At 37.4% G+C, this 25863-nt stretch carries 25 protein-coding genes; 8 read left to right on the top strand and 17 right to left on the bottom strand.

Features of this window, described 5'->3' with window-relative positions:
• Positions 1–168: 168 nt before the first annotated feature.
• On the bottom strand, positions 169–555 hold the full coding sequence (locus GD597_RS16700; protein ID WP_171609037.1) for a RidA family protein: 387 nt from the start codon (positions 553–555) through the stop codon (positions 169–171).
• A 76-nt stretch (positions 556–631) separates the two neighbouring features.
• Between GD597_RS16700 and GD597_RS16695 the strand changes: the two genes are divergently transcribed.
• The 3 genes from GD597_RS16695 to GD597_RS16685 all read left to right on the top strand — a co-directional run bounded on the left by GD597_RS16695 (position 632) and on the right by GD597_RS16685 (position 2371).
• Complete coding sequence (locus GD597_RS16695; RefSeq protein WP_171609036.1) at positions 632–1261, top strand: 3-hydroxyacyl-CoA dehydrogenase family protein; 630 nt, start codon at positions 632–634, stop codon at positions 1259–1261.
• 9 nt (positions 1262–1270) lie between these two features.
• Positions 1271–1954, top strand: a complete 684-nt coding sequence (tsaB, locus tag GD597_RS16690) for a tRNA (adenosine(37)-N6)-threonylcarbamoyltransferase complex dimerization subunit type 1 TsaB (protein WP_171609035.1) — start codon at positions 1271–1273, stop codon at positions 1952–1954.
• A gap of 75 nt (positions 1955–2029) precedes the next feature.
• Entirely contained in the window at positions 2030–2371 is a 342-nt protein-coding gene (locus GD597_RS16685; protein WP_171609034.1) for an ArsR/SmtB family transcription factor, read from the top strand.
• Positions 2372–2601: 230 nt separating this feature from the next.
• Here the strand turns inward: GD597_RS16685 and GD597_RS16680 are convergent, their stop codons facing one another.
• Positions 2602–3651, bottom strand: coding sequence for a DUF4421 domain-containing protein (locus GD597_RS16680; protein WP_171609033.1), 1050 nt, complete (start codon positions 3649–3651; stop codon positions 2602–2604).
• Positions 3652–3759: 108 nt separating this feature from the next.
• On the opposite strand from GD597_RS16680, the gene GD597_RS16675 reads away from it, so the two are divergent.
• A complete protein-coding gene (locus GD597_RS16675; protein ID WP_171609032.1) occupies positions 3760–4032 on the top strand; it encodes an acylphosphatase in 273 nt (90 codons plus the stop codon).
• Between the two features lie 91 nt (positions 4033–4123).
• Here GD597_RS16675 and GD597_RS16670 read toward each other — a convergent pair whose 3' ends face one another.
• The 5 genes from GD597_RS16670 to mutY all read right to left on the bottom strand — a co-directional run bounded on the left by GD597_RS16670 (position 4124) and on the right by mutY (position 8612).
• Positions 4124–4720 carry a glycoside hydrolase family protein gene (locus GD597_RS16670; protein ID WP_171609031.1) on the bottom strand — a complete coding sequence of 199 codons (597 nt, stop codon included), beginning with the start codon at positions 4718–4720 and terminating at the stop codon, positions 4124–4126.
• 201 nt (positions 4721–4921) lie between these two features.
• Positions 4922–5515 (bottom strand): gliding motility lipoprotein GldD, encoded by a 594-nt coding sequence (gene gldD / locus GD597_RS16665; protein WP_171609030.1) that lies wholly within the window; start codon positions 5513–5515, stop codon positions 4922–4924.
• Between the two features lie 45 nt (positions 5516–5560).
• Positions 5561–6907, bottom strand: coding sequence for a gliding motility-associated protein GldE (gldE, locus tag GD597_RS16660; RefSeq protein WP_235954339.1), 1347 nt, complete (start codon positions 6905–6907; stop codon positions 5561–5563).
• Positions 6908–6987: 80 nt separating this feature from the next.
• Positions 6988–7443 (bottom strand): single-stranded DNA-binding protein, encoded by a 456-nt coding sequence (locus GD597_RS16655; RefSeq protein ID WP_171609028.1) that lies wholly within the window; start codon positions 7441–7443, stop codon positions 6988–6990.
• Between the two features lie 83 nt (positions 7444–7526).
• Complete coding sequence (mutY, locus tag GD597_RS16650; protein ID WP_171609027.1) at positions 7527–8612, bottom strand: A/G-specific adenine glycosylase; 1086 nt, start codon at positions 8610–8612, stop codon at positions 7527–7529.
• Positions 8613–9011: 399 nt separating this feature from the next.
• Between mutY and GD597_RS16645 the strand changes: the two genes are divergently transcribed.
• From GD597_RS16645 to GD597_RS16635, 3 genes are all read left to right on the top strand, one after another.
• Complete coding sequence (locus GD597_RS16645; RefSeq protein WP_171609026.1) at positions 9012–9302, top strand: HU family DNA-binding protein; 291 nt, start codon at positions 9012–9014, stop codon at positions 9300–9302.
• 25 nt (positions 9303–9327) lie between these two features.
• The gene (locus tag GD597_RS16640) at positions 9328–10170 is read left to right on the top strand and encodes a tetratricopeptide repeat protein (protein ID WP_317170320.1); all 843 of its coding nucleotides are present in this window, start codon (positions 9328–9330) and stop codon (positions 10168–10170) included.
• Positions 10171–10496: 326 nt separating this feature from the next.
• Positions 10497–12050, top strand: coding sequence for an Rne/Rng family ribonuclease (locus GD597_RS16635; RefSeq protein WP_171609025.1), 1554 nt, complete (start codon positions 10497–10499; stop codon positions 12048–12050).
• 183 nt (positions 12051–12233) lie between these two features.
• On the opposite strand, the gene GD597_RS16630 is transcribed toward GD597_RS16635, so the two are convergent.
• The 4 genes from GD597_RS16630 to GD597_RS16615 form a co-directional block, all read right to left on the bottom strand.
• Complete coding sequence (locus GD597_RS16630; RefSeq protein ID WP_171609024.1) at positions 12234–13343, bottom strand: glycosyltransferase; 1110 nt, start codon at positions 13341–13343, stop codon at positions 12234–12236.
• 135 nt (positions 13344–13478) lie between these two features.
• Positions 13479–14438, bottom strand: a complete 960-nt coding sequence (locus GD597_RS16625) for a transglutaminase family protein (RefSeq protein ID WP_171609023.1) — start codon at positions 14436–14438, stop codon at positions 13479–13481.
• 8 nt (positions 14439–14446) lie between these two features.
• Positions 14447–15388, bottom strand: coding sequence for an alpha-E domain-containing protein (locus GD597_RS16620; protein ID WP_171609022.1), 942 nt, complete (start codon positions 15386–15388; stop codon positions 14447–14449).
• Positions 15389–15432: 44 nt separating this feature from the next.
• Positions 15433–16872 (bottom strand): circularly permuted type 2 ATP-grasp protein, encoded by a 1440-nt coding sequence (locus GD597_RS16615; RefSeq protein ID WP_235954338.1) that lies wholly within the window; start codon positions 16870–16872, stop codon positions 15433–15435.
• A gap of 511 nt (positions 16873–17383) precedes the next feature.
• Here GD597_RS16615 and GD597_RS16610 point away from each other — a divergent pair.
• A complete protein-coding gene (locus GD597_RS16610; RefSeq protein ID WP_171609020.1) occupies positions 17384–18184 on the top strand; it encodes a carbohydrate-binding family 9-like protein in 801 nt (266 codons plus the stop codon).
• 128 nt (positions 18185–18312) lie between these two features.
• On the opposite strand, the gene GD597_RS16605 is transcribed toward GD597_RS16610, so the two are convergent.
• The 6 genes from GD597_RS16605 to tig all read right to left on the bottom strand — a co-directional run bounded on the left by GD597_RS16605 (position 18313) and on the right by tig (position 25849).
• On the bottom strand, positions 18313–20973 hold the full coding sequence (locus tag GD597_RS16605; RefSeq protein ID WP_235954336.1) for a YncE family protein: 2661 nt from the start codon (positions 20971–20973) through the stop codon (positions 18313–18315).
• A 312-nt stretch (positions 20974–21285) separates the two neighbouring features.
• Positions 21286–22521, bottom strand: a complete 1236-nt coding sequence (clpX, locus tag GD597_RS16600; protein ID WP_171609018.1) for an ATP-dependent Clp protease ATP-binding subunit ClpX — start codon at positions 22519–22521, stop codon at positions 21286–21288.
• A 105-nt stretch (positions 22522–22626) separates the two neighbouring features.
• Entirely contained in the window at positions 22627–23259 is a 633-nt protein-coding gene (locus GD597_RS16595; protein ID WP_171609017.1) for a ClpP family protease, read from the bottom strand.
• Positions 23260–23393: 134 nt separating this feature from the next.
• Entirely contained in the window at positions 23394–24086 is a 693-nt protein-coding gene (locus GD597_RS16590; protein ID WP_171609016.1) for an ATP-dependent Clp protease proteolytic subunit, read from the bottom strand.
• Positions 24087–24214: 128 nt separating this feature from the next.
• Positions 24215–24388, bottom strand: coding sequence for a hypothetical protein (locus GD597_RS16585; protein ID WP_171609015.1), 174 nt, complete (start codon positions 24386–24388; stop codon positions 24215–24217).
• A 93-nt stretch (positions 24389–24481) separates the two neighbouring features.
• On the bottom strand, positions 24482–25849 hold the full coding sequence (gene tig, locus GD597_RS16580; RefSeq protein ID WP_171609014.1) for a trigger factor: 1368 nt from the start codon (positions 25847–25849) through the stop codon (positions 24482–24484).
• Between the last annotated feature and the right edge of the window lie 14 nt (positions 25850–25863).

Genomic DNA, 25863 nt, shown 5'->3' with positions numbered 1-25863 from the left:
TATATCCATGTTCTATTAAATGGACACGGAATTGCACCAATATTTTCAATCAATATCAGGAAGTGTATGAATATATTTTGGTTAGTTTTTTGCTGCTTTATTTATCTACAGTACAAGTGTGCGACGCAAGTAAAGCCTAAAATAAATTGAGTTGCCGGGCCAATATTTTTAAATTTCTATACTGGCAATCATGCTTATTTCTACGTTAACCCCTTTAGGCAAACCTTTAACCGCAACGGTTTCCCGGGCAGGATAATCGCCCTTAAAATAGCTGCCGTACACTTCATTCACATCGGTAAATAAAGCCATATCGCTAAGGAAAATAGTGGTTTTTACTACATGATCGAATGACAATTTAGCCTCGGCTAATATGGCGGCAATATTTTGCATGGACTGATGTGTTTCGGCTTTAATATCTCCGCTAACAAGTAAACCATCGGCGGGATTGATGGGTATTTGTCCGCTTATAAACAGCAGACCTGCGGCTTTGACGCTTTGGTTATAAGGACCTATTGGCGCCGGTGCATTGGTAGTATTGATGATTTGTTTATGCATTGTTTATGGTTTGAAAAGGCAAATTGCAGTTTTTACTTGAACTAAGCAACCTATTTTTGCACACTAAGTGATTTTTATGCGTATTGGAGTAATAGCAACAACAGCACAAAAAACAGCATGGCTATCAAAATTCGGTGATAGGGAGGATACTAATTTTCTGCCGGAAAATACTATTGACCTGACTGATGAAAATGCGTTTGATGTGATATTTCATGTAGCATTTGACGAAAAGTTAGTACCAATTATTAGTACTTCCCTACCGGTAGTTGCCAATGCTGTAGTAAATACATTATCAGATTTACCGAAAAATTATAGCAGAATAAATGCGTGGCCAGGCTTTTTAGAACGAAATCAGTTGGAATTGGTTAACGGTAATTTGCATAAAAAAGCAATAGAGGAATTATTATCGCAAATGCAATGTCCTTATATTGAATGTCCTGATATTCCAGGCATGATTACTGCACGAACCATTAGCATGATAATTAATGAAGCTTATTTTGCTTATGGCGATAATGTTAGTACCATGCCGGATATTGATATTGCTATGAAATTAGGTACCAATTACCCTTACGGACCATTTGAATGGAGCCGTAAAATTGGCATTGACCATATTTATACATTACTGAAAAAGTTGTATGACACCGATGATCGCTATGAAATAGCCCCGGCGTTGGCAAGTGCAGCCGCCTTATTTAATAACCAATAAATTAGCATTTTGGCCATTTTACTTCATATTGATACCGCAACTGAAAAAGCTGGCGTTTGCATTAGCCAGGATGAAAAAGTGCTGGCTATAGAAACCAATGATGCACAAAAAAACCATGCTTCTTTTGTACAGCCAGCTATACAGGCATTGTTAAATAATACAGGAATTGTTAGAAGTCAGATAGATGCTATAAGCGTAACTGCAGGGCCGGGAAGTTACACTGGATTAAGGGTAGGCATGGCCACAGCAAAAGGTTTGGCATATGCCCTGAACAAACCTTTAATATTAAAAAATACACTTGAGGTAATGGCCTATGCGGCCATACAAGATAGCTTGGTAGTTGGACAGATAAATGCCAATATGCTTTTTTGCCCCATGATTGATGCCCGAAGGATGGAGGTATTTACCGGATTATATGATGCAAGGTTACAGATTGTAACCCCTCCTTATGCATTAATATTGGAACCTGACAGTTTTGACAGCTATTTAATTGACAATAATATTACCTTCTCGGGTAATGGGCATTGTAAATACAAGGAAATAATACAAAATAAAAAGGTGATTTTCACTGATGTTAAACATGACGTGAATCATCTTTCTATACTTGCATTTAATGCATATTTGCATAAGCAGTTTGCAGATATTGCCTATAGCGAACCATTTTATTTGAAAGAGTTTTTTACAGCAAAATAGGATAGCTATAGTTGAAAAAAAATTGTATGTTTACAGGCTTTGCCATATTGATGAAAACCGGAAATATTACTAAAAATGAGTAACTTAATGCAGGTGGCTGTAATAAGCGACCCCGAAACAAACGAGAGTGTAAAGATTGATTTTCTGCACATGAAAAAAACAATCCTAACATTGAGAGCTTTGAACCACAAGCTTAGACAGCAGATTGTAAAATTGTTGGATGAAAGAAAAAAACTGACTGTTACAGAAATCTACGTAGATATGCGTTTAGAACAATCTGTAGCCTCTCAGCATCTGGCTATTTTAAGACGTGCCGGCTTGGTTAACGCAACAAGAGAAGGTAAATTTATCTACTACTCTACCAATTTTAAAAGAATTAAAGAGGTTACCGGGTTTGTAGAAGAATTTGTAAACTAATTTGTTTTTGTTAACACTGTACCCTTATTGAAAACAACCGATAACTTCTTGAAAAACATTTAACCACCTTCAATTTTCGCTCCCTATTAATTTAACCTGAAACTAGTTGGTTCTTGATTGAGCTGGCTTGGTAAGCTATGCACCTTTGTATCAGATGAATGAGATACGAAATACTATTTTTTTGTCCACTATATAGTAAGGAACTTTATAAAAAACCAAAATCCGCTACTTTATGGAAGTATTCGATTGAGCTTTATGAGCTGCTTTTGTAAATGCGGGCCAGCATTTATTTTCTTAGCAATTATAAACCGGTAATTACCAGTTTGCATATCGTATCTATTTGTGCCATTTATACCAAACATAGGCGTTTTGTTACCCACCCAATTCATACTGCAATTCCAGGAATCACTGTTATACCCTGCCGCCATTCTAAAACTATAAGTGGGTTTTACTGAAACTGTTTGCTGGCTTACCAGCTTACCAGTTTCGGTTAATGCATTTAATTGTACAGCAGCAGCCAGAGAGCCCAACACAAACAAATGTTTTGCAGCCACCAGCGTATAGGCATAACCAATACCCGGACCAAAACCGGCATACCTTATTTCATTGATACCTTTTTGCGCATAATGTTGCTGTATGGCAGAGGGCACAAAAGCACTATCGCCTTTTATCACGCTATAATACAGTTCCCCACCAAGGAGCAAGGAACCGGCAGATTTTTTTTGCCATTCATTTTGTATCATGCCGGCATTATATGAAAATCTGGAAGCATTTAAAATATAATAGGGTGCTATACCAAATAAACTTACATGAATATCGGGTCTAACATAATAAGCGTTGGCCGGAGTATAAGGTATATTACCGGGTGAAATATAAAAGCCCTTATATAATTGCCCATACCAATCTACCACCCATTTATGGGGATAAAAGTGCCCTTGTAAATCAAGGTATTTTGTTTTGCCTCTTTCTGTTGTTCTATTTAAGAATCCAAAGCCATATGCCAGGTTTAAAGAAAAATTATGCCAGGTAGCACCCACGCCCATATTAAGTGTTGTATTGGGCCTGTATTGCAGCTGATTAGCTGCTGACTGTTGATGTACAGAGAAACTTGTATATTTTTGAGAAAAGTAAAAACGGGTGGTTAATTTATTTGGATAAATTTTAAAATAACTGCTATCGTATTGTACCTCTTTCTTTACTTGTGCATTTATCTGGTTACTGCTAAACAGAAATATCCAAACAAGAACTAGTGAATATATAAGGGTGTTTTTATATTGCATAATGTAAATCAGGCATATCCATTTCAGGATATGCCGGGCTTTTGTGGTGTTTCTGTTTTATTTATTTTGTAGATAACAGTTAAAAGTACATCAGTAATTTAGTAACAAATGATTAAAACAGTAAATATAACCGTATATGGTAAAGTACAAGGTGTATTTTACCGTGCATCTGCCAAACAAATGGCCGATAATTTGGGGATTCAGGGCTGGGTTAAAAATACTTCACAAGGTAATGTAGCAATTCTGGCAACAGGAGATGAATTTGCACTTCAACAATTTATTAGCTGGTGCAAACAAGGACCCTCCCGGGCCCTTGTTACTGATGTTGAAATAAACTATTGTGATACAGTTTTAATAACGGGATTTACTATTATAAGGTAAATATTTGCTGAATAAAGTATCTAACCGATGCAGTGAGTGACACAAGTAATGCTTGATAGCATTACCATTGCCGGTAACAACCATATTGCCTTTACGCTATTGATCCTTCTACCAGCAATGCTTCATCTTCCCTGCGTTTTATTAAACCATTTAGCCCTTTGCCTTCCCATAGTCTTTTCATTGACCGTAATTGTTTGGCAATTTCTTTTAAATCACCTTTTGCCACTGCCGCTTTTATAGCACGCATTTCTTTGCGATTATCTTTACCTGGGCTGTCTATCATTGACGCTCCTCGATTATACACCAACGATACCAATGCGCCCTGAGCATCTGCAGGTAGGTTCTCCAAACCTGGAAATGCAATTTGCGTACGCAGCTGCTCCTGAGGAATTGTTTTTTCAGTAAAAACTTTTTCCGACTCAACCCGCTTAATTTTAATATCGGCTAATTGTGCGGCCTTATTTTTGGCTTTAATGCCTGTAAGCCCAATCACTTCTCTTAAACGTAGCAAAGTTGGGCCGGGTATGGCCTTATTCCAGTCGCTTTCAAAACGGTCAATTGTGGTGTATCCAAGATCGTATCCAATACCAATAGTTATACCCGATGCACCACCAGGCCAAATACCAGGTTGGTTTAACCCCTCGGATTGCAAAATAAGTTGTAATGCTTTTGGTGAAATAGGTTGCATAATATTTGTTTTGCTTAAGATAACACATTATTGCTAAAAGGCTGGCTTAAAAAACATGCTGAAACACGCGGTTTTAATTGGGGAACAATTATGTTACCAGCTGAGGATATATAATGCAGCTTTTCTTGCCACGCTCGGTTCAAGGTTCAGTTTTCATGGCAACAAAAGAATTACTAAAAAATTAGGCGTAATTGCCTGCTGCTATTTCCATTGAAAGGTATTAATCAGGTGGCGCATATCTGCCACCAGAAAATCGTTTACCGGTTGCAAAGAATCCTGATTTGGTGTGGCATCAAAATATAAAGCACCACGCAAAAAATGGCGGACAGAATCGGTAAGAAAAAACTGATTAGCGGTAGCTACATTGCCCGATACTTTGAAAAACATTCCATGTATATTATTGGGCGTTTCAATCAATGAATCGCTTATATAAGTAGCTTTTACAGATTGTTTATTGGTGAGATTAAAAGCATCGCTTAATAGTTTTTCCAACTTATAGGTTCCGATTATTTTATAGCTGATATAAATTCTACCATTAAACTGAGGGAATTCAATATTAATCCACCATGGGTTCTCTGTATTGTCTCCAAAGAAACTACTATCTCTTTTTACAACCGCATATTGCGGATATTCAAATGTATATGGAAAACCGGGCTCGTTAAATGTTGTATAGTTCTTTTGCGGAAATTCAATTTTAAAATATCCCGTTGGCTTTGGCACATAAGAACTGTTACAGCCATTGCTTAAGCCAAGTAACATGAGTAACAAAAAAGAAAGCAGAATATTTTTTTTCATGAAGAATTAAAGAAGTGCTTATGAAACGATATGCAATCAAGTTTATTATTCCTGATGTGGTTTAATTGTTACTTTTATTTTTTCCAACCTGTTTTTTTGTATTTCCAATACAGTAAAATCAAAATCGCCCAAAGAAATTATTTGGTTCACTTCCGGAATTTCTCCGGCAATTTCAAGTACCAGTCCGGCAAGTGTATCGCTTTCCCCTTTAACGGTATCAAAGGTTTCAATAGGCAGTTCCATTATTTTACAGGTATCATTTATTGAAGTGCGCCCCTCAAAAATATAATTATTGTCGTCTACCTTTTTAAAACCAGTTTCCTCTTCATCAAATTCATCTCTTATATCACCAATAATTTCTTCCATAATATCTTCCAGGGTAACAATACCACTGGTTCCGCCAAATTCATCAACTACAATCGCAAAGTGAATACGTTTAGCCTGAAATTCTTTCAATAAATCCTCAATCAATTTATTTTCATGAACAAAGTAAGGTTGCCGCATCAGTGGCAACCAATCAAAATCAGGCGCACTTTCCAAAAAAGGAAGTACATCTTTGGTTTGAATTATTCCCACCACTTCGTCAAGATCATCATTAAAAACAGGTAATCGGCTGTAATGCAATTCCTCTATTTGCTTAACCAGTTGCTCAAAGGATGTTTTTTTATCAATACCACTTACATCCAACCTGGTTTTCATAATCTGCTTAACTGTTATGTTGCTAAACTTGGCAATACCTTTTAAAATATCCTTTTCTTTGGTTGCATTTTCATCATCTGTAGTCGTTCCGTCATCGTCGTACATTTCATCTATACGGTTAGAGTGCCCGGTTTTATCAGAGAATCGTTTTTCAATAACATCTGTATTATTTACCAGCCAGGAACCAATTCTTTTAAAAATATAAAACAGTGCTTCAATAACGCCACCAAAATCCTTTGCAAAACGCACATTATTCTGTCGGGCAAATATTTTAGGCAGTATTTCGCAAAGCAGAATTAAAATAAATGCTACAATAATCACTTTGAGAATAAACTCAACCCATTGCAAATCAAACTTTGCCAATTGTGTAGAACCATCAAGTAAAATATTACCAATTATAATGATGCCAATATTTGAAAAACTATTTGCAATGGTTAGCGTAGCGAGCAATAGTTTTGGGTCTTCCAATAAATTAACAACACGCTTATAAGAGGCCTGTGGCTTGGTTTTAAGCAGATTGATATCTTTGCTTGTAAGGGAGAAAAATGCCACCTCTGCGCCCGCTGCAACAAAGGATAAAACCATCAGTATTAGCAATAAAATTACTAAAATGGTGGTGCTCTGCGGGTCTACAATATTACCCAGATAGGCAGTTTTAAAGAATAAAAAGGGATACGATAAAACAGTTTCCAAATGAATAAATTTTGGTGAAAATACCATTGATTAAAGGGTTGTGCCCGTTTAATCAATACAAAAATATGGAAAACAGTGATTTAAAAAGGTAAACCTTCTGTAGGTTCATCGCCAGGCAATGGCGGCAAGTCTGTATTTAGAAATGGATCGGTACCGTCAGATTGATGTGGAATGTTACCATGAAAACCACTACCAATGCCGTCATTTCGTTTATCTAACATGATTAAATTATCACCAACTATCTCTGTAGCAAACTTTTTATTACCATCTCTGTCATCCCAACTGCGGGTTCTTAATCGGCCCTCAACGTAAATCAGGCTTCCTTTATGGAGGTATTTCTGTGCCAATTCGGCAAGGCCACGCCATAAAACCACGGTGTGCCATTCAGTTTGAGAAATTAATTTGCCAGCCCTGTCCTTATATGTTTCTGTTGTAGCCAATGGGAATTTAGCAACGGCAATATTACCTTCGAGATATTGCACATCCGGATCTTTGCCTAGGTTGCCAATCAACATTACTCTGTTTACACCTCTCATAGAACTTATTTTTTTGCTGCAAAAAATTGATTCTCCAAATTCTTTTCTAAATTATACAAAAACTTTGTAAATAAATGATAAACTTAAAAAAGTGCAGGTGGTGATTTTGGTGAGGAGAAATACTCGTTTATGAACTTTGGAAAAGGCAAATTACTCACAGCGGTATCTGTTAACCACATGGCATTTTTGCTTTTCAATACCTCTGGCATACTGGAAAACTCAAGGTGAACAAAATACCCCTTTATAAGTTGATGGGTTAGCTGTTGTGGTTTTGCAACCGAAATATTCGATATTGTTAGGTGGTTAATTCCTAATTGTGTTTTAAATAGTGTGCTAATGGCGGAAAAATCCCATTCGGGATTTGCCGGAGTTTCAATTAAAAAATATTCAAAAAGGTTTTGCCAGATATCATTTTCAGTTCTTTTTCGTACCAAAACCTTTCCTTCTGCTTTTATAATAAAATAACTAAACCATCTTATGCGCTTTTTTAATACTTTTTCCTTAACCGGCAGGATGTTTACCATTGTTTTATCATAAGCCACGCAAATATTATTGGCAGGGCAAGCAGCACACAAAGGCAGCATTGGCTTACAAATTGTTGCACCGAAATCCATTATTGCCTGATTGTATTTCCCGGGCAATATCTTGTCCAAAAGCTTATCAGCCAACTTTGTATACCATATTTTACCTTCAGCACTATCTATCGGGATACTATTTCCCGAAATTCTCGATAATACCCTAAATACATTTCCATCCAGCACGGCATAGGGTTTATTAAAACAAAAAGACACAATTGCTGCAGCTGTATAGGGCCCAATGCCTTTTAACGATAGAATATCCTCATAATTTTCTGGAAACTTACCTTCATAATTATCATAAATATACCTCGCTGTGTGTATAAGGTTTTTACATCTTGAATAGTAACCCAGACCCTCCCAAAGTTTAAATACATCATCATCTTTAGCTTTGGCCAGAGAAATCAAATCTGGAAATTGGATCAAAAACCGCTCATAATACATCCATCCCTGTTCTACCCTGGTTTGTTGCAAAATAATTTCACTAACCCAAACCTTATAAGGATCCTTTTCCCCCTTCCATGGCATTTTCCTATGATTCTCATTTTTGTCCCATTGCATAAGAATGCTTGTAAAGCTTTTGTCGCGAATCATATGATTACTATTAGATATATATATTATTTATACTGCCGTAAATTGCTTTCTAATCAGGAATTATGATCAACAGCAATTTAAATAAGCCGGTAAAAAGGAATAGTCATTAAAAAAGAACAATATTTTATCTCAATTTAATTAATTAATAAAAAAAATTAATATCCATAAATAGTGATAACTTATTATCTTTTCGCTGAATTAAATATTTAATCCAATGCAATAAGTACTTTTTTATTGGATTTTCAGAAATATTTATGCTGACTTTATAAAACATTTATTTAAAAAATATAAACATAACAACTGAGTAGAAAAATAAACAATCATTATTTCTTTTTTTTACAACTCTATTTTTTCTACTTTAGATAAATCAAACCTTAGAATAAAGTAAATAAGCCCTTTATGAGAAAATCCGATCTTATCAACAACATTTCCGATAAAACTGGAATTCCAAAAGTTGATGTACTTGTAACTGTAGAAACATTAATTAAAGAAATTAAAGAGAATATTTCAAAAGGTGAAAACATCTACATACGTGGATTTGGAAGCTTTATCACCAAAAAAAGAGCAGCAAAAATTGGTAGAAATATTAAAAAAAATGTGGCTGTTAACATTCCCGAACATTTCATCCCTGCATTCAAGCCTTCCAAAGAATTTGTAAATGAAGTAAAGCAAATGAATAATACACAATAGATTTGCAGAATAATTAAATCTATTCGTGAAAAAACAACAGGTTATTTTACTGGCAACTTCTGCAATTTTATTAGCTGTATTATATTTTTTTAGCAATACAGTACCTCCTGTATCTAAAAGCACCGATACACCTGAGGCAACTGGTGAAACTAAGCCAATTACCACCAAGTCATTGATTGACAGTGCCAAATCTCCGCTAAATACGCAACAATTATCCTATTTAACACAACTGGAAAACAGTGTGGTAAGAGGTAATGTTAAAGAACAGCAAATTGCAGTTTATAAGCAATTGGCCATGTATTGGCAAGACAGTTTAAAACATCCCGAGATAGCTGCTTTTTATACTGGCGAAGAAGCTAAGTTGGAAAATTCAGAAAAATCCCTCACATTTGCAGCCCGTTTGTTTTTAGGTCAGGTAATGGCAGGAGGTGACCCCTCCCTTCAGGTATGGATGGCCACAAACGCTAAAGCTCTTTTTGAACAGGCTTTGAAAATGAATCCGGAAAGTGATTCCCTTAAAGTAGAATTGGGGGCTTGTTTCCTTTTTGGCAACATTTCCAGTACACCAATGGAAGGTATACTAAAAATCAAAGAAGTAGCCGATAAGGATTCCACAAATATGTACGCCCAGCTTATGCTTGGTTTGGGAGATATTAAAAGTGGGCAATATGATAAGGCAATCGAAAGACTACAAAGAGTAGTAAAACAGGAGCCTACCAATTTGCAGGCCTTATTCAATTTGGCAGAAACATACGAAAGAAAAGGTGATAAGCAAAACGCTATTCTTTGGTATAGAACTGTACAAAACATGATTAATATTCCTGAGGCGAAACAAGAGCTTGAAAATAGAATTCAATCATTGCAATAAACAGTATTTTTTAACAATTAAATTATTGGACTATGCCTTGTGGCAAGAAAAGAAAAAGACATAAGATAGCAACGCACAAACGCAAAAAAAGACTGAGAAAGAATCGTCATAAGAAAAAAAATAAATAATTCTATTTATTTTACTCATATGATTAATGCCGGTAGCAGTAATGCTTACCGGCATTGATTACTTACGCATATTGCCAAATTTTTCCGCACGCAACTTTTACCTTCCTATTCTAGTAATTGGCAATGCGGTATTTGTCTGTATTTGTGTGATCATATTTATACACTTATAACAGGTGTATTAAATCAAAAGTTGCATTTGTGAACAAAGAACTTATTATTAACGCTGCATCAACCGGTGTAGAAATTGCTTTGCTCGAAAATAAAAAACTGGTAGAATTGCATCATGAAAAAACGGATGCCAATTTTGCTGTAGGTGATTTATATCTTGGCAAAGTAAAAAAACTCATTCCTGGTTTAAACGCAGCTTTTATTGATGTTGGTTTTGAAAAAGACGCTTTTCTGCATTATACAGATCTAAGCCCCTATGCACGTTCCCTACTCAAATTCACTCAGCAATGTATCAATGACAAATCAGAAAACTCTTTCGATTTTTCAAAATTTGAGATTGAGCCGGAAATCATTAAAACAGGAAAAATTAACGAAGTACTAAGTGGCAAACCAAATGTACTTGTTCAAATTTTAAAAGAACCTATCGCAGCAAAAGGGCCAAGGCTAAGTTGTGAAATTTCTTTACCTGGCAGGTTTGTGGTTATTACTCCATTCAATGATATAGTTGCAGTATCCAAAAAAATCCATTCCTCCGAAGAACGTAAAAGATTACAAAAAATAGTTGAATCAATAAAATTCAAAAACTTTGGCGTAATTGTTCGAACAGCGGCAGAAGGCAAAAACACAGCAGAACTGCACGAGGATATGCTTCATCTGCTCAATACATGGAAGAATATCCAAAAAAATCTGCAAAATGCCGTTGCACCCGCTAAAATCATGAGCGAGGAAGATAAAACTACCAGCATCTTGCGTGATTTGCTCACGGTAGATTTTAATCATATAGCCACCAACGATAAAAATATTTATAACGATACCCTTAACTATATTCTCAAAATTGCCCCTGATAAAAAAGATATTGTAAACCATTACAATAATGGCACGGCTATTTTTGACCATTATGGTGTAACCAAGCAGGTTAAAGCCTCTTTTGGCAAAACAGTTAATTTACCAAGTGGTGCTTATCTTATTATAGAACATACCGAAGCTTTACATGTAATTGATGTAAACAGTGGCTATAAAAGCATTAGCAACAATCAGGAAGAAAACGCAGTTGAAACCAATATGGAAGCGGCCGAAGAAATTGCACGGCAGCTTAGACTAAGAGATATTGGTGGCATTATAGTGGTAGATTTTATAGACATGAAACTTCCTGACAATAAAAAGAGAGTGCAGGAAGCCATGGAAAACTGTATGCACACCGATAGGGCCAAACACGCCGTATTGCCAATTTCAAAATTTGGCATTATGCAAATTACTCGGCAGCGTATGAGGCCCGAAATGAATATTAATACCTCCGAAATTTGCCCATCATGTAACGGAACTGGTAAAGTAACATCTACCATATTACTGCAGGATGAAATAGAAAAACGCCTGCATTATTTAATTACGCATCAGCATGCAAATCTTACAATTGTAGTACATCCAATTGTTTACTCTCACCTAACAAAAGGATTATTTTTCTCTTCTATTGTTTGGCAATGGAGAAGAAGATTAAAGGTCCCCATCAAGGTAAAATCAAATGCTGATTATCATTTAACTGAATTTCATTTCTTCGATGCAAATGAGGAAGAGATAAAGTTTTAGATGTATCTGCAATATTAACTTATTAAAAAAGCCTTCCTAAAGAAGGCTTTTTTGTACTATTTATTTGCCAGGCAACAACACTTTTTCCAGCTTTTCTTGCGTCGCACTCTTGTACGTCCGCAACATGTATCAGCAAACGGGCATTTGAGTTGCGCTTACTATTATCCGCTATATATCATGCTTTTAGATTTCGGCATAAATTTTTTCTAAGTCCTTTATATTATTGGCAATATCGTGACGGTTAATTACATATTGTTTGCCTGCCTCTCCAATACTTTTTGCGAGTTCTGGTTGTTTAATAAGGCGGGTAATGGCTGCAACAAATTCATCAGTTACAAGGCAGGCGTAACCATTATCGTTATTATCTATTACATCATTATTGCCATCGCACTTACTTACAATACAAGGAACAGCTTCGTACATAGCTTCCAGTAAAGCATAGGGTAATCCTTCAAAAATAGAGGGCAACAAAAAAATATCCAGTTGCCTTAAAAAATTCAATGCAATAATGCTATCGCCTTTACCAATTAAATGAAAATTATTTTCAATACCATGATATTGCACTCTTTCCTTTACTTCTGCACCCATGTCTTCATGAAAACCGGCTCCTAAAAAATAAAAATGCACTTTTTCGTTACCCTTAATTACCCCGTTAGCAATGTCTACAAATTGCAATGGGTTTTTTTGGGCGGTTAACCTGCCGATGGTTCCAATTTTTATTTCCCCTTCTAAATTTCCCAACTTATCAGGAACCAGTACAGGTACTGAAGGAATTGTCATTGAATTTGGGATAACATGAATATTTTCCGACTTATGTCCAATTTCATATACACATCGGTTGGCTTCTGATTGGGAAATAGCCAGTATTTTATGCGTAAACCTTTTACCTAAAAGCTCTAACATAAAAAACACCATTCTCTTTAACCCGGTAAACGATAAATAAGAAACCCCATGCGGCGTAAATAATGAAGGGCAACCTGCAAATTTTGCCCCTATCCTACCAACAAATCCAGCTTTTGAACTATGCAGGTGCACCAGTTGTGGTTGTTGCTTTTTTATTAACGCCCTGATTTTAAATATAGATTGCAGGTCTACAAATGGGTTTACCCCTCTTGACATGTTTAAATGAAAATAGGGTACTTCGTGCAGTGCACATAGCTTTTCCAACGAAGGTTCGCAGGAGGCAATAGAGAGATCATAACGGCTTCTGTCTATATTTTGTATTACCTGTCTTAAATAGGTTTCTACGCCGCCTACTGATTGGGTAATGTGTAATACTTTTATTTTCTCCATGAATAGCTGTTACATTTTGGTATTGAATATTGAATGCTGTTTGCCATGTATTTTTGTTGCATAGCTTGTTGCCGCACAAGAGTGCGACGCAAGTAAAGCTAAATTATTATTTGATTTGCCGGGCTAATGATTAAATTATTGTTGTTGCTGTTGTTGTTGCTGATGATCAATATCAATGCTACTGATTGGCGCAGGCTCCTTGGCTGAGAGAGAATCCATTTGTACATTGTTTACTTCCTCGAACACATGCCCATCCTCGTATCCGATGGAAACATAAACAGAGAGTTTTTGCCTGGCTAACCCTTTAAATGTACCTTTTGCCGGCGTACAATCGGCAAAATGCTTGCCTACCGATAGCTTTAAATGGTTATTGGTTACCCATATATTGTTGGTGGGGTCTATACCTGCCCAGCCATAACCGGGTATATAGGCTTCTACCCATGCGTGTGTTGCCCCCTCGCCCCGCAAACCATTTTTATTGGGGCAAATATACCCACTTACATACCGGGATGGGATATGCAGGGTTCTTAATATTTGCAACATAAGGTGGGCAAAATCCTGACATACACCTGAGCGGTGTTCCAGAATTTCATCTACTGTTGTTTCAATATTGGTAATGCCTTTTATATAACTAAAGCAGGTGAAAATATGGGCGGCACAACGTTCTGTTACTGTAGCCACACTATCACCTTCGCTGCAAATTGTAGCAGCTATTTCGTTAATAGCAGTTTGCTGTATAATATTGTCTGGTATTGATAATTCTAATAATTGCAACTGGTTATTTACCTCATCTGCCAATTGCAAAAAACCAGTTTGAAAATTTATTTGTAATTCTGATGTTGCCGTAGTTCTAATTAACAACTTACTTTCTATTGTTAATTTTCTATGCAAAGGCAAGAGGTTGAACGATCCGGTTTTATTGCCCCAGTAATCAGTAAATACAAATACTTCCGGATGATTGGAAATAACAATTTCATGCGATAGGGTTTCCTGTTCTGCACAGATAAATGGATATATTTTTATTTCATTAAAACTCTCTTTTACCGGTCTGTCGTATTCATATTTGGTGATATGATGAATCTTAAAAATGGGCATTAGCTATATTATGTATAAGAGAAAAAGTTCTGTGCCAGGCTATTGCTGAAACTTAGCAATTGCTTTCGCGTTTCTGCGAGCCACTCCTGCAAAGTAATACCATTAAGGGTATCAAAATCAACATAATTTACAGAACTATACAGCCTTCCAAACAATCTTTTTAAGGCTTCATTTTCGGGTGAATTGTTTTCAGCTGCAATATCATGCAAATACTTTTGAATACGGTTAAGACAATAAATAACCGAGCGTGTAAAATGCTCGTTTATAAGTACCTGATGCAAGGCATTATAGCTATGGTTACTGCTGCGATAGGTTTTTAAGTGTAGCTCATAGCCAGACAGTGACAATAACAGGTAGCGCCATTCTATAATATCGCTGGCAGTGGTTATATCATAATTTATACGACTTAATTCTTCTTCGGCCAGGTCAACTGTTTGGGTACAACGCTCTATATGGCGGCCAAGATTCATAAAATTCCATCCTGTACCTCTTGGCATTGTTGTATCGGTTACACCACTATATAATAAAGAGTTTTTTAAAAAATGCTCTATATTTTCCATGGCCTCGTAACCTTGCAGTTTACTGGCAAAATTGGGCTGGTTAATCATATGATACATATAATTCACCTGCTCCCATACTTCTTTGGTAATATGATCCTGCACACCACGGGCATTTTCTCTTGCCTTTGTAAGAATAAGTTTTAATGAATTGGGGTTTTTTATATCAGTTAATAAAAACCGTAGAGTAGCGTCTGTATCATTTTCCAGAGCGGCTTTCTCTTCTTCTTTACAATAGGTAAAAATATCTAATACCGGGCGCCAGGTAATATTCCCTTTAATGCCCTTATCCAAAGATAAAATATAATGGGTGCGCACTACACGCAATAATCCGTCGGCACGTTCCATATAACGGTTAAGCCAAAATAGAGAGTCTGCAATTCTGCTAAGCATATGTAAAAATGAATAAAGTGAATATGTTATTGGTGCGTATTAAACTAATCTATAACCCAGGTATCTTTACTACCACCCCCCTGAGATGAATTTACTATCAACGATCCTTCTCGTAAAGCCACTCTGGTTAATCCTCCCGGAACAATCTCAACACCATCCGGTCCGCATAAAGCATATGGCCTTAAATCAACGTGCCTTGGTTGAAACTTACCATCGATAAAACAAGGCACCGTAGATAAAGAAATAATGGGTTGTGCAATAAAGCTTCTTGGGTCTTCCTCTATTGCCACTTTAGCTTTTAACCACTCTTCTTCTTCAATAGTATTGCCCATAATCATTCCATATCCACCAGATTGGTTGGTACGCTTTATTACCATTTTACGGATATTATCAAACACATGTTCCCTTTCGTCTTTATTGCTTAACTGATAAGTAGGCACATTGGGCAAAATAGGCTCTTCGTTCAAATAATACTTAATCATATCCGGCACATAAGCATATACTGCTTTGTCATCGGCAACACCGTTACCCACAGCATTTACCAGTGCAACATTCCCCTTCCTGTATGCACTCATTAAACCCGGTACGCCCAAAGCACTATCAGGTCTAAACACCAATGGGTCAAGAAATTCATCGTCTATGCGGCGGTAAATAACATGCAATTGCTCCAGTCCCTTGGTGGTTTTCATAAATACCTTCTGGTTATCAATCACCAAATCGCGGCCTTCTACCAATGGAATACCCATTTGTCTGGCCAAAAAAGTATGTTCGTAATAAGCAGAATTAAATACACCCGGTGTTAATAAAGCCACTGATGGATTAGAAATTTGCGGCGGCGCCAACGATAATAGGTTTTCATGCAATAACAGTGGATAGTTATTTACCATTCTAACCTTATTGGTGGACAGCATATCAGGAAAAATGCGCTTGGTAACTTCCCTGTTCTCCAACATATAACTTACACCCGAAGGCGTTCTAAGGTTATCTTCCAAAATATAAAAAGTGCCATCGTCGCCTCTTATAAGGTCTATACCACTTATGTGAACATAAATATCATGTGGCACCTGAATGCCATGCACTTCACGGGTATAATGCGGGCAAGAGCTGATTAATGCTGCGGGTACAACTTTATCCTTCAGAATAAGCTGATCGTTATAAATATCTTTCAAAAACATATTCAGCGCTTTTAAACGCTGCTTTATACCCTTTTCTACATGATCCCATTCTTTTGAAGTAATAATACGAGGTATAATATCAAAAGGAAAAATTCTTTCAATGCCCGCATTATCGCTATACACGGTAAACGTAATACCCTGATTCATGAATAACTCACTGGCCAAAGCATCTTTCTGGTGCAGGTCACTTATACTAAGTTGCTCCAATGCCCGAAACACCTTACTATATTGCTCACGAATAGTTGATTTATGACACATTTCATCCCAAATGCCTTCACTGCAATTATAATGACTTAAAAAATTCTCCATTCGCATTTTAAATTTTCGTAATAAATAGAAAAGCTTGAAAATATTCCTTTAATAACAAGTTCCTATGCGCCCAAATTAATAAAAATAAAGTCAGTTCCAAAATTTTGACCCAATTGCTTAAATTAATAAAACATTTATTTATTTTAAATATATAAAAATCTAGTTATGGCGTTACCCTTTGGGTCGGGCTTTTCGCTGCAAGTCCTCACTTCACTACGTTACGTTGCGGGCTTTCCGCTGCAATCCCTAACGCTCTTTTGAAGGTACCACAGTAAAATTGTGTTTACAAAAAATATTGTTGAATGAATGGTTTTACCATACAACTTTTAATGGCTGTAAAAATTACCCCTTCATGCTATAAATATTCAACCGCAGAATAATTTGTACTTAAATAAAACAAAGCCAACCAGCAAAACCGCTTTTATTTTCAAAACCTCTCCTTTAATAAAGAACCCAACAATATGTGTAATTTCACCGCCAATAATGCTTACCAATTTCCAACAGCAGTACTATGCAAAAATCTGATTACACAGCTCAAAAAATTACCGATACATTTATTATTGATGGCAATTTAAATAAGGCCATTTGGCAAAATGCCAAATGGAGCGAACGGTTTGTAGATATGGTTACCGGAAATGCAGGCATGTATAATACCCAAACTGCCCTGCTTTGGAACAATACCCATTTATACATTGCTTTTAAAGCCGAAGAACCTTTTTTAGAGGCCCATTTAACAAAAAGAGATAGCATCGTTTTTCTTGAAAACGATCTGGAAGTTTTTATTGATGGCGGTGATTGCTATTACGAACTGGAAATAAATGCTGCCAATACCATTTACGAAGTATTTTTTATTTGGAAAGATGCCCTCACAAAAGGCAGCCGTTTTGATACGCCTGAATTTGACGTACACCAGCAACAGGCATATACATTTGGTGGCGACTACGACCGCAGCGGCGCCAGCTTTTGGAATGGTACTCACCCACGTGGCATTCGCTGGGCTTTTACCGGTTTTGATATGCCAGGCTTAGAAACAGCAGTACAATTAGATGGCACATTAAATAACAATAGCGATATTGATAAAGGCTGGAGCCTGGAAATTGCCATTCCATGGATTAGTTTGCACTTATTAGCCAACGGCAAAACAGTTCCACCCACAAATGGAGATATATGGAATATGTTTTTAGGCAGGTTTCAAAAATTAATGGTAAGCGGCATAGAAGTACAACCACACCCGGCCATGGTATTAAGCAGTCATGGTATTTATGATACCCATATGCCCGAAAAATGGAGCAGGATTATGTTTGCAGATTAACAAGCCATTTTTCTACTGCCGCATTTTAGCTAAACGTACAAGAGTGCGACGCAAGTAAAGCCGGGCTTTAATTCAACTGTTTGGCCAACACCAAAAAACAAACTTTAGCCGGCAAAATATTATTGGTATTACTGATTATTATAGTGCTTTTCCCTAATGTCGTTCTCATCATCCATCTCTGTTTTTTTCATGATTTTACGCCAATCAATAGTACGGTCGTACTTTTTCATGGATAACTGAGGATCAAAGACCGACGGCGAAGGCAGCACCATGGTATAAGGTGTAAAATCGGGTTTATCCGTAAAAAAATCCTGCAATAGCGATGCAGTTGCATCGTATTGATTTACATAGGGCACTCCCAGAATATTGTAAATGGTTTTTAAGATTGAACCAAAATTGGCATGCGTATGCGAAGTATAGCCCTTTTTAACATAGGGGCCAGCCATCATCAACAAACTGCGGTGCGCATCAATATGATCTACCCCGCCCTGAGGATCATCCTCAGTAATAATAACCAACATATTTTTCCAGTAAGGGGTGCGGGAAAGAAATTGTAAAATTCTACCAACGGCTATATCATTATCGGCCACATAGGAGTGCGTAAAAGGGTATCCATCCTGTGGCCTGGGGTCTGAAGTATGATCGTTTGGCACCTGCATGGTAATTAATTGCGGTAGTAGCTCCTTGCCCTTTAACCACATTTTGGTAAACTCGCTTTCAAACTGCTCCATCCTAAACTGGTCCGGGATATCCATATTAAAGCCTGCATAATTGTGGCTTGTTCTGCCCCATAGTGCTTTTTGCATCGGTTCCATAACACCATGTCCGGCGCCGGTTGCAGTATCCATCCATTCCTCCCGGTTATGGGCTGTTTCGTTGGCTTCTCCAAAATTGTAAAAAGAAACATTGCTACGTTCCAGCGCCTCCCATAAACCACCACGCTCAGCATAGTCTTCAGGATCCATACTACCCGTAGAACCAGGAAATCTTCTGCCAGGTGCTTTTGAAAACAGCATGGCAGTTTTACTTACGCTGGAATTGGTTTCTACCCATTCGTTGGGTATTACGCCCATCATCCAGTGATGACCATGAATGGAGGCATCGCTATCGCAATAAAAATTATCTGAAAATGCAAATTGTTTAGCTGCCTTTGTATGGTTGGGAGTAATATTTACATGCTTCAATGTGTCTTTGCCTTTAACAATATTTACATTCATACCAAAACGTGCCAGTGTGGCATCGCCCTTACCGGAAGCGAGTTGGCCCAGCATTTCATCATAGGTTCTGTTTTCTTTAGTTATGTATACAACGTATTTGATTGGTGTATTTCTAACTCCAGGCAAAACAGGCATAGGATTTTTTATATCATCTTTTATACTAGCCTGTACAAAAGTATTATTTAGGGCCTGTTTGGTATAGGCAGCCAGTTGCTGGCTATCGGGCATTGGTATTTTTTGGAAAGACCCCAATTGAATATCACCTATGTAGGTACCCTGTACCGGTTTCTTAAAATTTTTACCGCCATTGGGGCCGGCGCCATAGCCCCTGCAGGAGATGGCATACAAAATACTTTCATCTTTACTTAACTGCACCCTTGCAGGGCCCCAACCAGCAGGTATTAAGCCTTTGGTTTCCTTAGTGTCTACATCTATTACTGCAATTGCATTAAAGCCCAGCAAAGCCACGTATAGGGTTTTCTCATCTTTACTAAGGCAAATACCAAAAGGCAATAATCCACGGTAATGGTCAATAAGACTATCTGCTTTTATTTGAATATGATCAACAATAAGATGATTTTTATAATCTATTACTGAAATATTATCATTGGTAGCATTAGTTACATATGCATAGCGGCTTCCTACCGCAATAGAATTGGGGCTTGCGCCACCAACCACTTCAGCATCCTCCACCATCTGTCCAATTTGGTGCCCGGGTTTATATTTATCAACTACGGTATTGGTGGTAAGATCAATAGCATAAACACTCATCGCTTCGGGTGCCAAAGGACTACCAACGCCGGGTATTACCCTTCCATTAAGGGTATAACCGTTTATTGACTCCTTAGTATTATCGCCATAGGGATGATATGGAAGCAGCAAACTATCATAATTTGTTGGAGTTAAATCAGGCAACAGGGGGTATGCATACATACCAACATTCGCTACAAAAGCCATCTTGTGATCGGGGCTTAAGGCCAAACCAAATGGCAAGCGCCCTGTTGGTACAGAAGCGGAAATTTTTCTGCTGGCAAGGTCAATTCGCACCATCCTATAATTACCACGGTCTAATACCAGTAATTCATGGTTATTTTCATTCAATACCAAATCCGAAGTAAAACTGTCTTCAAAATCAGTAGTATCAATTTTACCATTTAGTGAAATAGAATCCAACTTCTTTAGGCTGGTGATATCGTATATAATAACTGCCCCATTATCTCCCCCACTTAAATAAACAGTTTTAGAATCAGGCGAAAATGCTACCCCCAAAAAAGACCCCTTGGATAATGGCGAAGGAATTTTACCATCATAGCTTGGCACTCTGGTAGTGCTAAGTGTTGCATTATTAATAATGGTAAATACCCCATTATGCAGGGTTACGGTAGTATTACTATCTGGCGAAACAGCCATTCCAAAAGGGTCGTTGGTAATTTGTATAGTTTGGCCTGCGGGTGTTACAAAACGGCCGCTGGCCAATACGGTTTCACCATTTTTATCAATATGTGTATAAGCGTTTACACCCGGCACTGTAAGTACTTTATAAGTTTTTTGTGCATTAACATGCAAGGTCATTAGAGCTATTATGCAAAGAGGCGTTATTCTAATAAGCTTATTCATACAATTGAGCATTAATAGTTGGATATGTAAAAATAGAACCTTAATCTGCAGAAAAACCTACAATAGCAATTGCTTTCAATTTAATAATATCCAGTATTAATACTAATTGTGCATTTTATTTACCATGCTTCAAATCAAACAGCAACTTCTCTTGCGTCGCACTCTTGTACAGCATAACTATATGCAACAAACAGCCTGAATAGCTACCCCAATAAAAAAAGGGCAATGAAATAGTTTCCATTGCCCTTTTTTACAAGTATAATATGGTTATGCTACTTTAAGCATATTCAATTTACTGTTACCAATTTTTTCCATCGCGTATTCCAGTGTTACATCCAGTTTTTTAACATCGGTACCTGGCAATTCGTACATAGCATCGGTTAAAATACTTTCGCAAATGGTTCTTAAACCACGTGCTCCCAGTTTATATTCCAAAGCTTTTTCTACCATAAAATCCAAAACGGCATCATCAATGGTAATATCAATACCCTCGTAACTAAATAAACGGGTAAACTGTTTTATTAAACTATTTTTTGGCTGCGTTAAAATGGCTCTTAATGTTTTTGCGTCCAGCGGATCTAAATGGGTAACCACAGGCAAACGGCCAAGCAATTCTGGTATTAGACCAAAGCTCTTTAAATCCTGTGCTGTTACAAACTGCAATAGATTGGTACGCTGTGCTTCCTGCTCTATTTTGTTTACATTAAAACCAATTGCATTGGTATTAATACGGCGTGCAATCACTTTGTCAATACCATCAAATGCCCCACCACATATAAACAATATATTGCTGGTGTTTAGTTTTATCATTTTTTGCTCAGGGTGCTTACGTCCACCTTGAGGTGGCACTAATACCTCTGTACCTTCCAGCATTTTTAGCAAGCCTTGTTGTACACCTTCACCACTAACATCCCTTGTAATGGATGGGTTATCGCCTTTGCGTGCAATTTTATCCAACTCATCAATATAAACAATGCCCTTTTCAGCGGCTGCAACATCATAGTTACAAACCTGCAGTAAACGGGTAAGCATACTTTCCACATCTTCGCCCACATAACCTGCTTCGGTAAAAACAGTTGCATCTACAATAGCAAATGGCACATTTAACAGGCGGGCTATGGTTTTGGCCAATAAGGTTTTACCGGTACCGGTTTCGCCTACCATTATAATATTACTCTTGTCTATTTCAACCTCATCATTGCTTTGCTTTTGGGTAATTCTTTTATAGTGGTTATATACAGCAACAGATAATATTTTTTTGGCGTCATCCTGGCCAATAACATATTGGTCTATAAATTCTTTAATCTCAACAGGTTTACGAATGTTGAATTTGTATTGCGTGGTTTGCGTTTCTGTTCTTTGTTGTAATTCCTGCACAATAATTTCCTGGGCATGCTCTACACAGTTTTCGCAAATATGCCCTTCCTGCCCGGCTATTAATATTTTTACTTCGTCGCGGCTACGGCCGCAAAAGGAGCAATGCAGATTTGTTTGTTTTGCCATTTTTAGGAGTTTTATTCGGTACTTACCGGATATTGGTTTTATGCAAAAGTACTAAAACCACCGCAGGGCAGTGGTTTTAGTTTATTTTTTAATTGGCTTTTTACCCTATAATGCTTCCAACACATGGTCTACAATACCATATGCCACTGATTCGTTTGCATCCATCCAGTAATCGCGGTCAAAATCCTTCATAATTTGCTCAACGGTTTTACCGCAATTATCTGCCAGTATTTTTGCACCCAATTCTTTTGTTTTGCGCATTTGATTGGCCTGAATTTCTATATCGGCAGAAGTAGCCCTGTACTGGCCACCCAAACTTGGCTGGTGTATCATCACCTCGCCATGGGGGAAAATATAGCGTTTGCCTTTTACACCCGCACTTAATAAGATGGAACCCATACTGGCCGCAAGCCCCATACAAATGGTACTTACTGGTGATTTGATGAGTTTAATAGCATCGTACATTACCATGCCGCTGGTTACCATACCACCCGGACTGTTGATATAGAATTTTATTTCTTCCCCTGGTTTATCTGCATCTAACAGTAATAATTTGCTTACCACTTCACGGGCAGATTTATCGTCTACCACGCCCCATAAATAAACAGCTCTTTTTTCAAGAAATAGCTGTTCCATTTTTTTCATCAAAAACGGGCTTTGTTCCTGCTTTTCTTCTTTAGCCGGTTCTTCTTCTTCATCATCCATTCTAAAAGGATGCACTATGTATTTTGCCTGCATGTTATATAAGTTTGACTTTACTATTGTTTTTGTTTTTGCCGCTATGAAAACCGAACGTACAAGTGAGTGACACAAGCGGCGATGCCATACTTGCAATTGCTGGTTACACCACTATTGCCTTAAACTTTAGCGATTTATTGCTTTTTTTCTTTTCTGGGATTTATAAGCAACACTTCATCTACCAAACCATATTCTTTACTTTCGGTTGAAGTCATCCAAAAATCGCGGTCGCAATCGGCAGCAACTTTCTCTACCTCCTGGCCGGTATGGTAAGAAATGATATCGTACAGTTCGTGTTTTATTTTTTTGATTTCTCTTGCAGTGATTTCAATATCAGTAGCCTGGCCACCAATACCGCCGCTTGGCTGGTGCAACATTATGCGGCTATGTTTTAAGGCACTGCGTTTGCCTTTTACGCCGGCACACATTAATATGGCGCCCATACTGGCTGCAATACCGGTGCAAATGGTAGAAACATCGGGACTTACAAATTGCATAGTATCGTAAATGCCTAAGCCTGCATAAACACTGCCACCCGGGCTATTGATGTACATTTGAATATCTCTAACCCTGTCTGTACTGTCTAAGAACAATAACTGGGCGGTTACAATATTGGCCACATAATCATCTATAGGTTCTCCCAAAAATATAATTCTATCCATCATTAAACGGCTAAAAACGTCCATGCTGGCAACGTTTAAAGGGCGTTCTTCTATAATGTATGGCGTTAGGTTGGTAACATTATGCTTAAGATAACCATCGAGTGTATTGCTGCTGATACCCCGGTGTTTTACAGCGTATTTTTCAAATTCCTTTCCAAAGTTCATAATCTTATATTTTCTTGATTGAAGATAAGCGTTTTGATAATTTATTGTGTACTATAACCAAATACCATGCAAACAGTTTAATGCGACAAAAGGGCAGTTAGCTGTAATAATTATGGTAAAAAAGACAATTAATGCAAAAAGTCATCTTCGTCTTTTGGGCCGTATTTATCAAATAATTTATTGATGGCCCCGCCAAAAATGGGGAACTTCTCCTTAGCAAATTCCTTTATAACATCAATAGCTTTATAGGCCTGCTCTTCGGTTAGGCCTTGTGCAGTAAGGCGTTTAATGAGTTCTTCCATAGTAAGTATTTGTTGCCCGAAGTTCGCTGTTTGTATTGAAATAAAAAACCGGATGTATAGTTACATCCGGTTTTGTTTATTATAAAAGCTTTTTTAGTGGTGGTGGTTGTGCACTTTTTCAGCAAATGCTTCTGCACTAATGCTTTCCTCGGTAGGAGTTACCTGTGTTTCCATAAAGGCAAACAGTTTACCCGTTTGTACACGGATATAGGTTTCTTCTACAAATTTCTTGTCTTTCATCATGCGGTTTACATATTCGTCCATCCATGGGGCAGCTTCTGCACCCATACCCTGGCCACCCATATAACCCATAATTTGCTGGCGAGCAAAATCCATTATTTCTGATGGTTCTGCAGTAATATTATTTTCATTAATAAGCTTGCTGCTAATTAAGGACCATTTTAACTGGCTTTCGAAAGCAGGATATTCTGCTTCTGCCTCTTCGGCAGTTTTTCTTTTCTCATCGCCATTCTGCAACCATCTTTTCAGGAAGCCCTGAGGAAATTCCATGCTAATATGATCGGTAAGGTGATGATAAATCTGGTCTTGCAGCTGGTTACTGCTCTGGCTTTTGTAATAAGCTTCAATTTCCGCTTTTACTTCATTTCTAAAATCTTCTTCGGTAGCAATATTGCGGCCGGTATAAACTTTTTCGTAGAATTCAGCATTTAGTTCAGCTTTTTCTACCAGCCCAACTTTAGTAATGGTTAGTGTAAAGTATTTATCTGCAACACCAGCTTCGTTTTTATCTAAACCAAGATCGCTTATAATCCATTCTCGTTCTTTTTCGTCAAAGGCTGTAGCCAGTTGTATTTGAATGGTGTCGTCTTTCTTTTTACCCATTAAACCCGGGCGGGTAGCTTCGTTAAAATATTTTACCAATAAAGAATTGGCTTTGGTAATTCCACCTTCTACTACAACACCTGCTGCATCTGTTTCTGTAAATTCCACATTTAATACGTCTTCATCAGTGCTTACTGCTTCAGGCTCAGTCATATTACCATTGCGTATTTGTAAGCGGTTTACCTCTTCTTCAATCATTGCATCGGTAACATCAATAACAAAACGGGTAACTTTTATACCAGCCAAATCCACTTCAAAGGCAGGTCTTAATCCTACTTCAAATGCAAAAGAATAATCTGTTGCATTGTTCATATCAATTTTGCTGCTATCGGTTTCCAAAGGCAGTGGCTGGGCAAAAATGTCCAGTTGTTCCTTTTGTAAATAATCAGTCAGGCTTTTTTCTATTGTACGCAGTACTTCATCGGCAAAAGCACCCTGACCATACATTTTTTTAATAAGGCCGGCAGGCACCATTCCCTTACGAAAACCCGGAATATTAGCGCTTTTAGCGTATTTTTTAAGTGAAGCTTCAAATGAAGGCAGGTAATCCTCTTTCGCAACTGTAACGGTAAGCTTATCATTAAGCAAACCAATATTTTCTCTTGTAACTGTCGCCATTGTTGTGCGTTTTG

Source organism: Limnovirga soli (genome assembly GCF_013106755.1).
GTDB classification, from domain to species: domain Bacteria; phylum Bacteroidota; class Bacteroidia; order Chitinophagales; family Chitinophagaceae; genus Limnovirga; species Limnovirga soli.
Note: the sequence above shows the minus strand (reverse complement) of the source record. Positions and strands in the feature narration are given on the sequence as shown.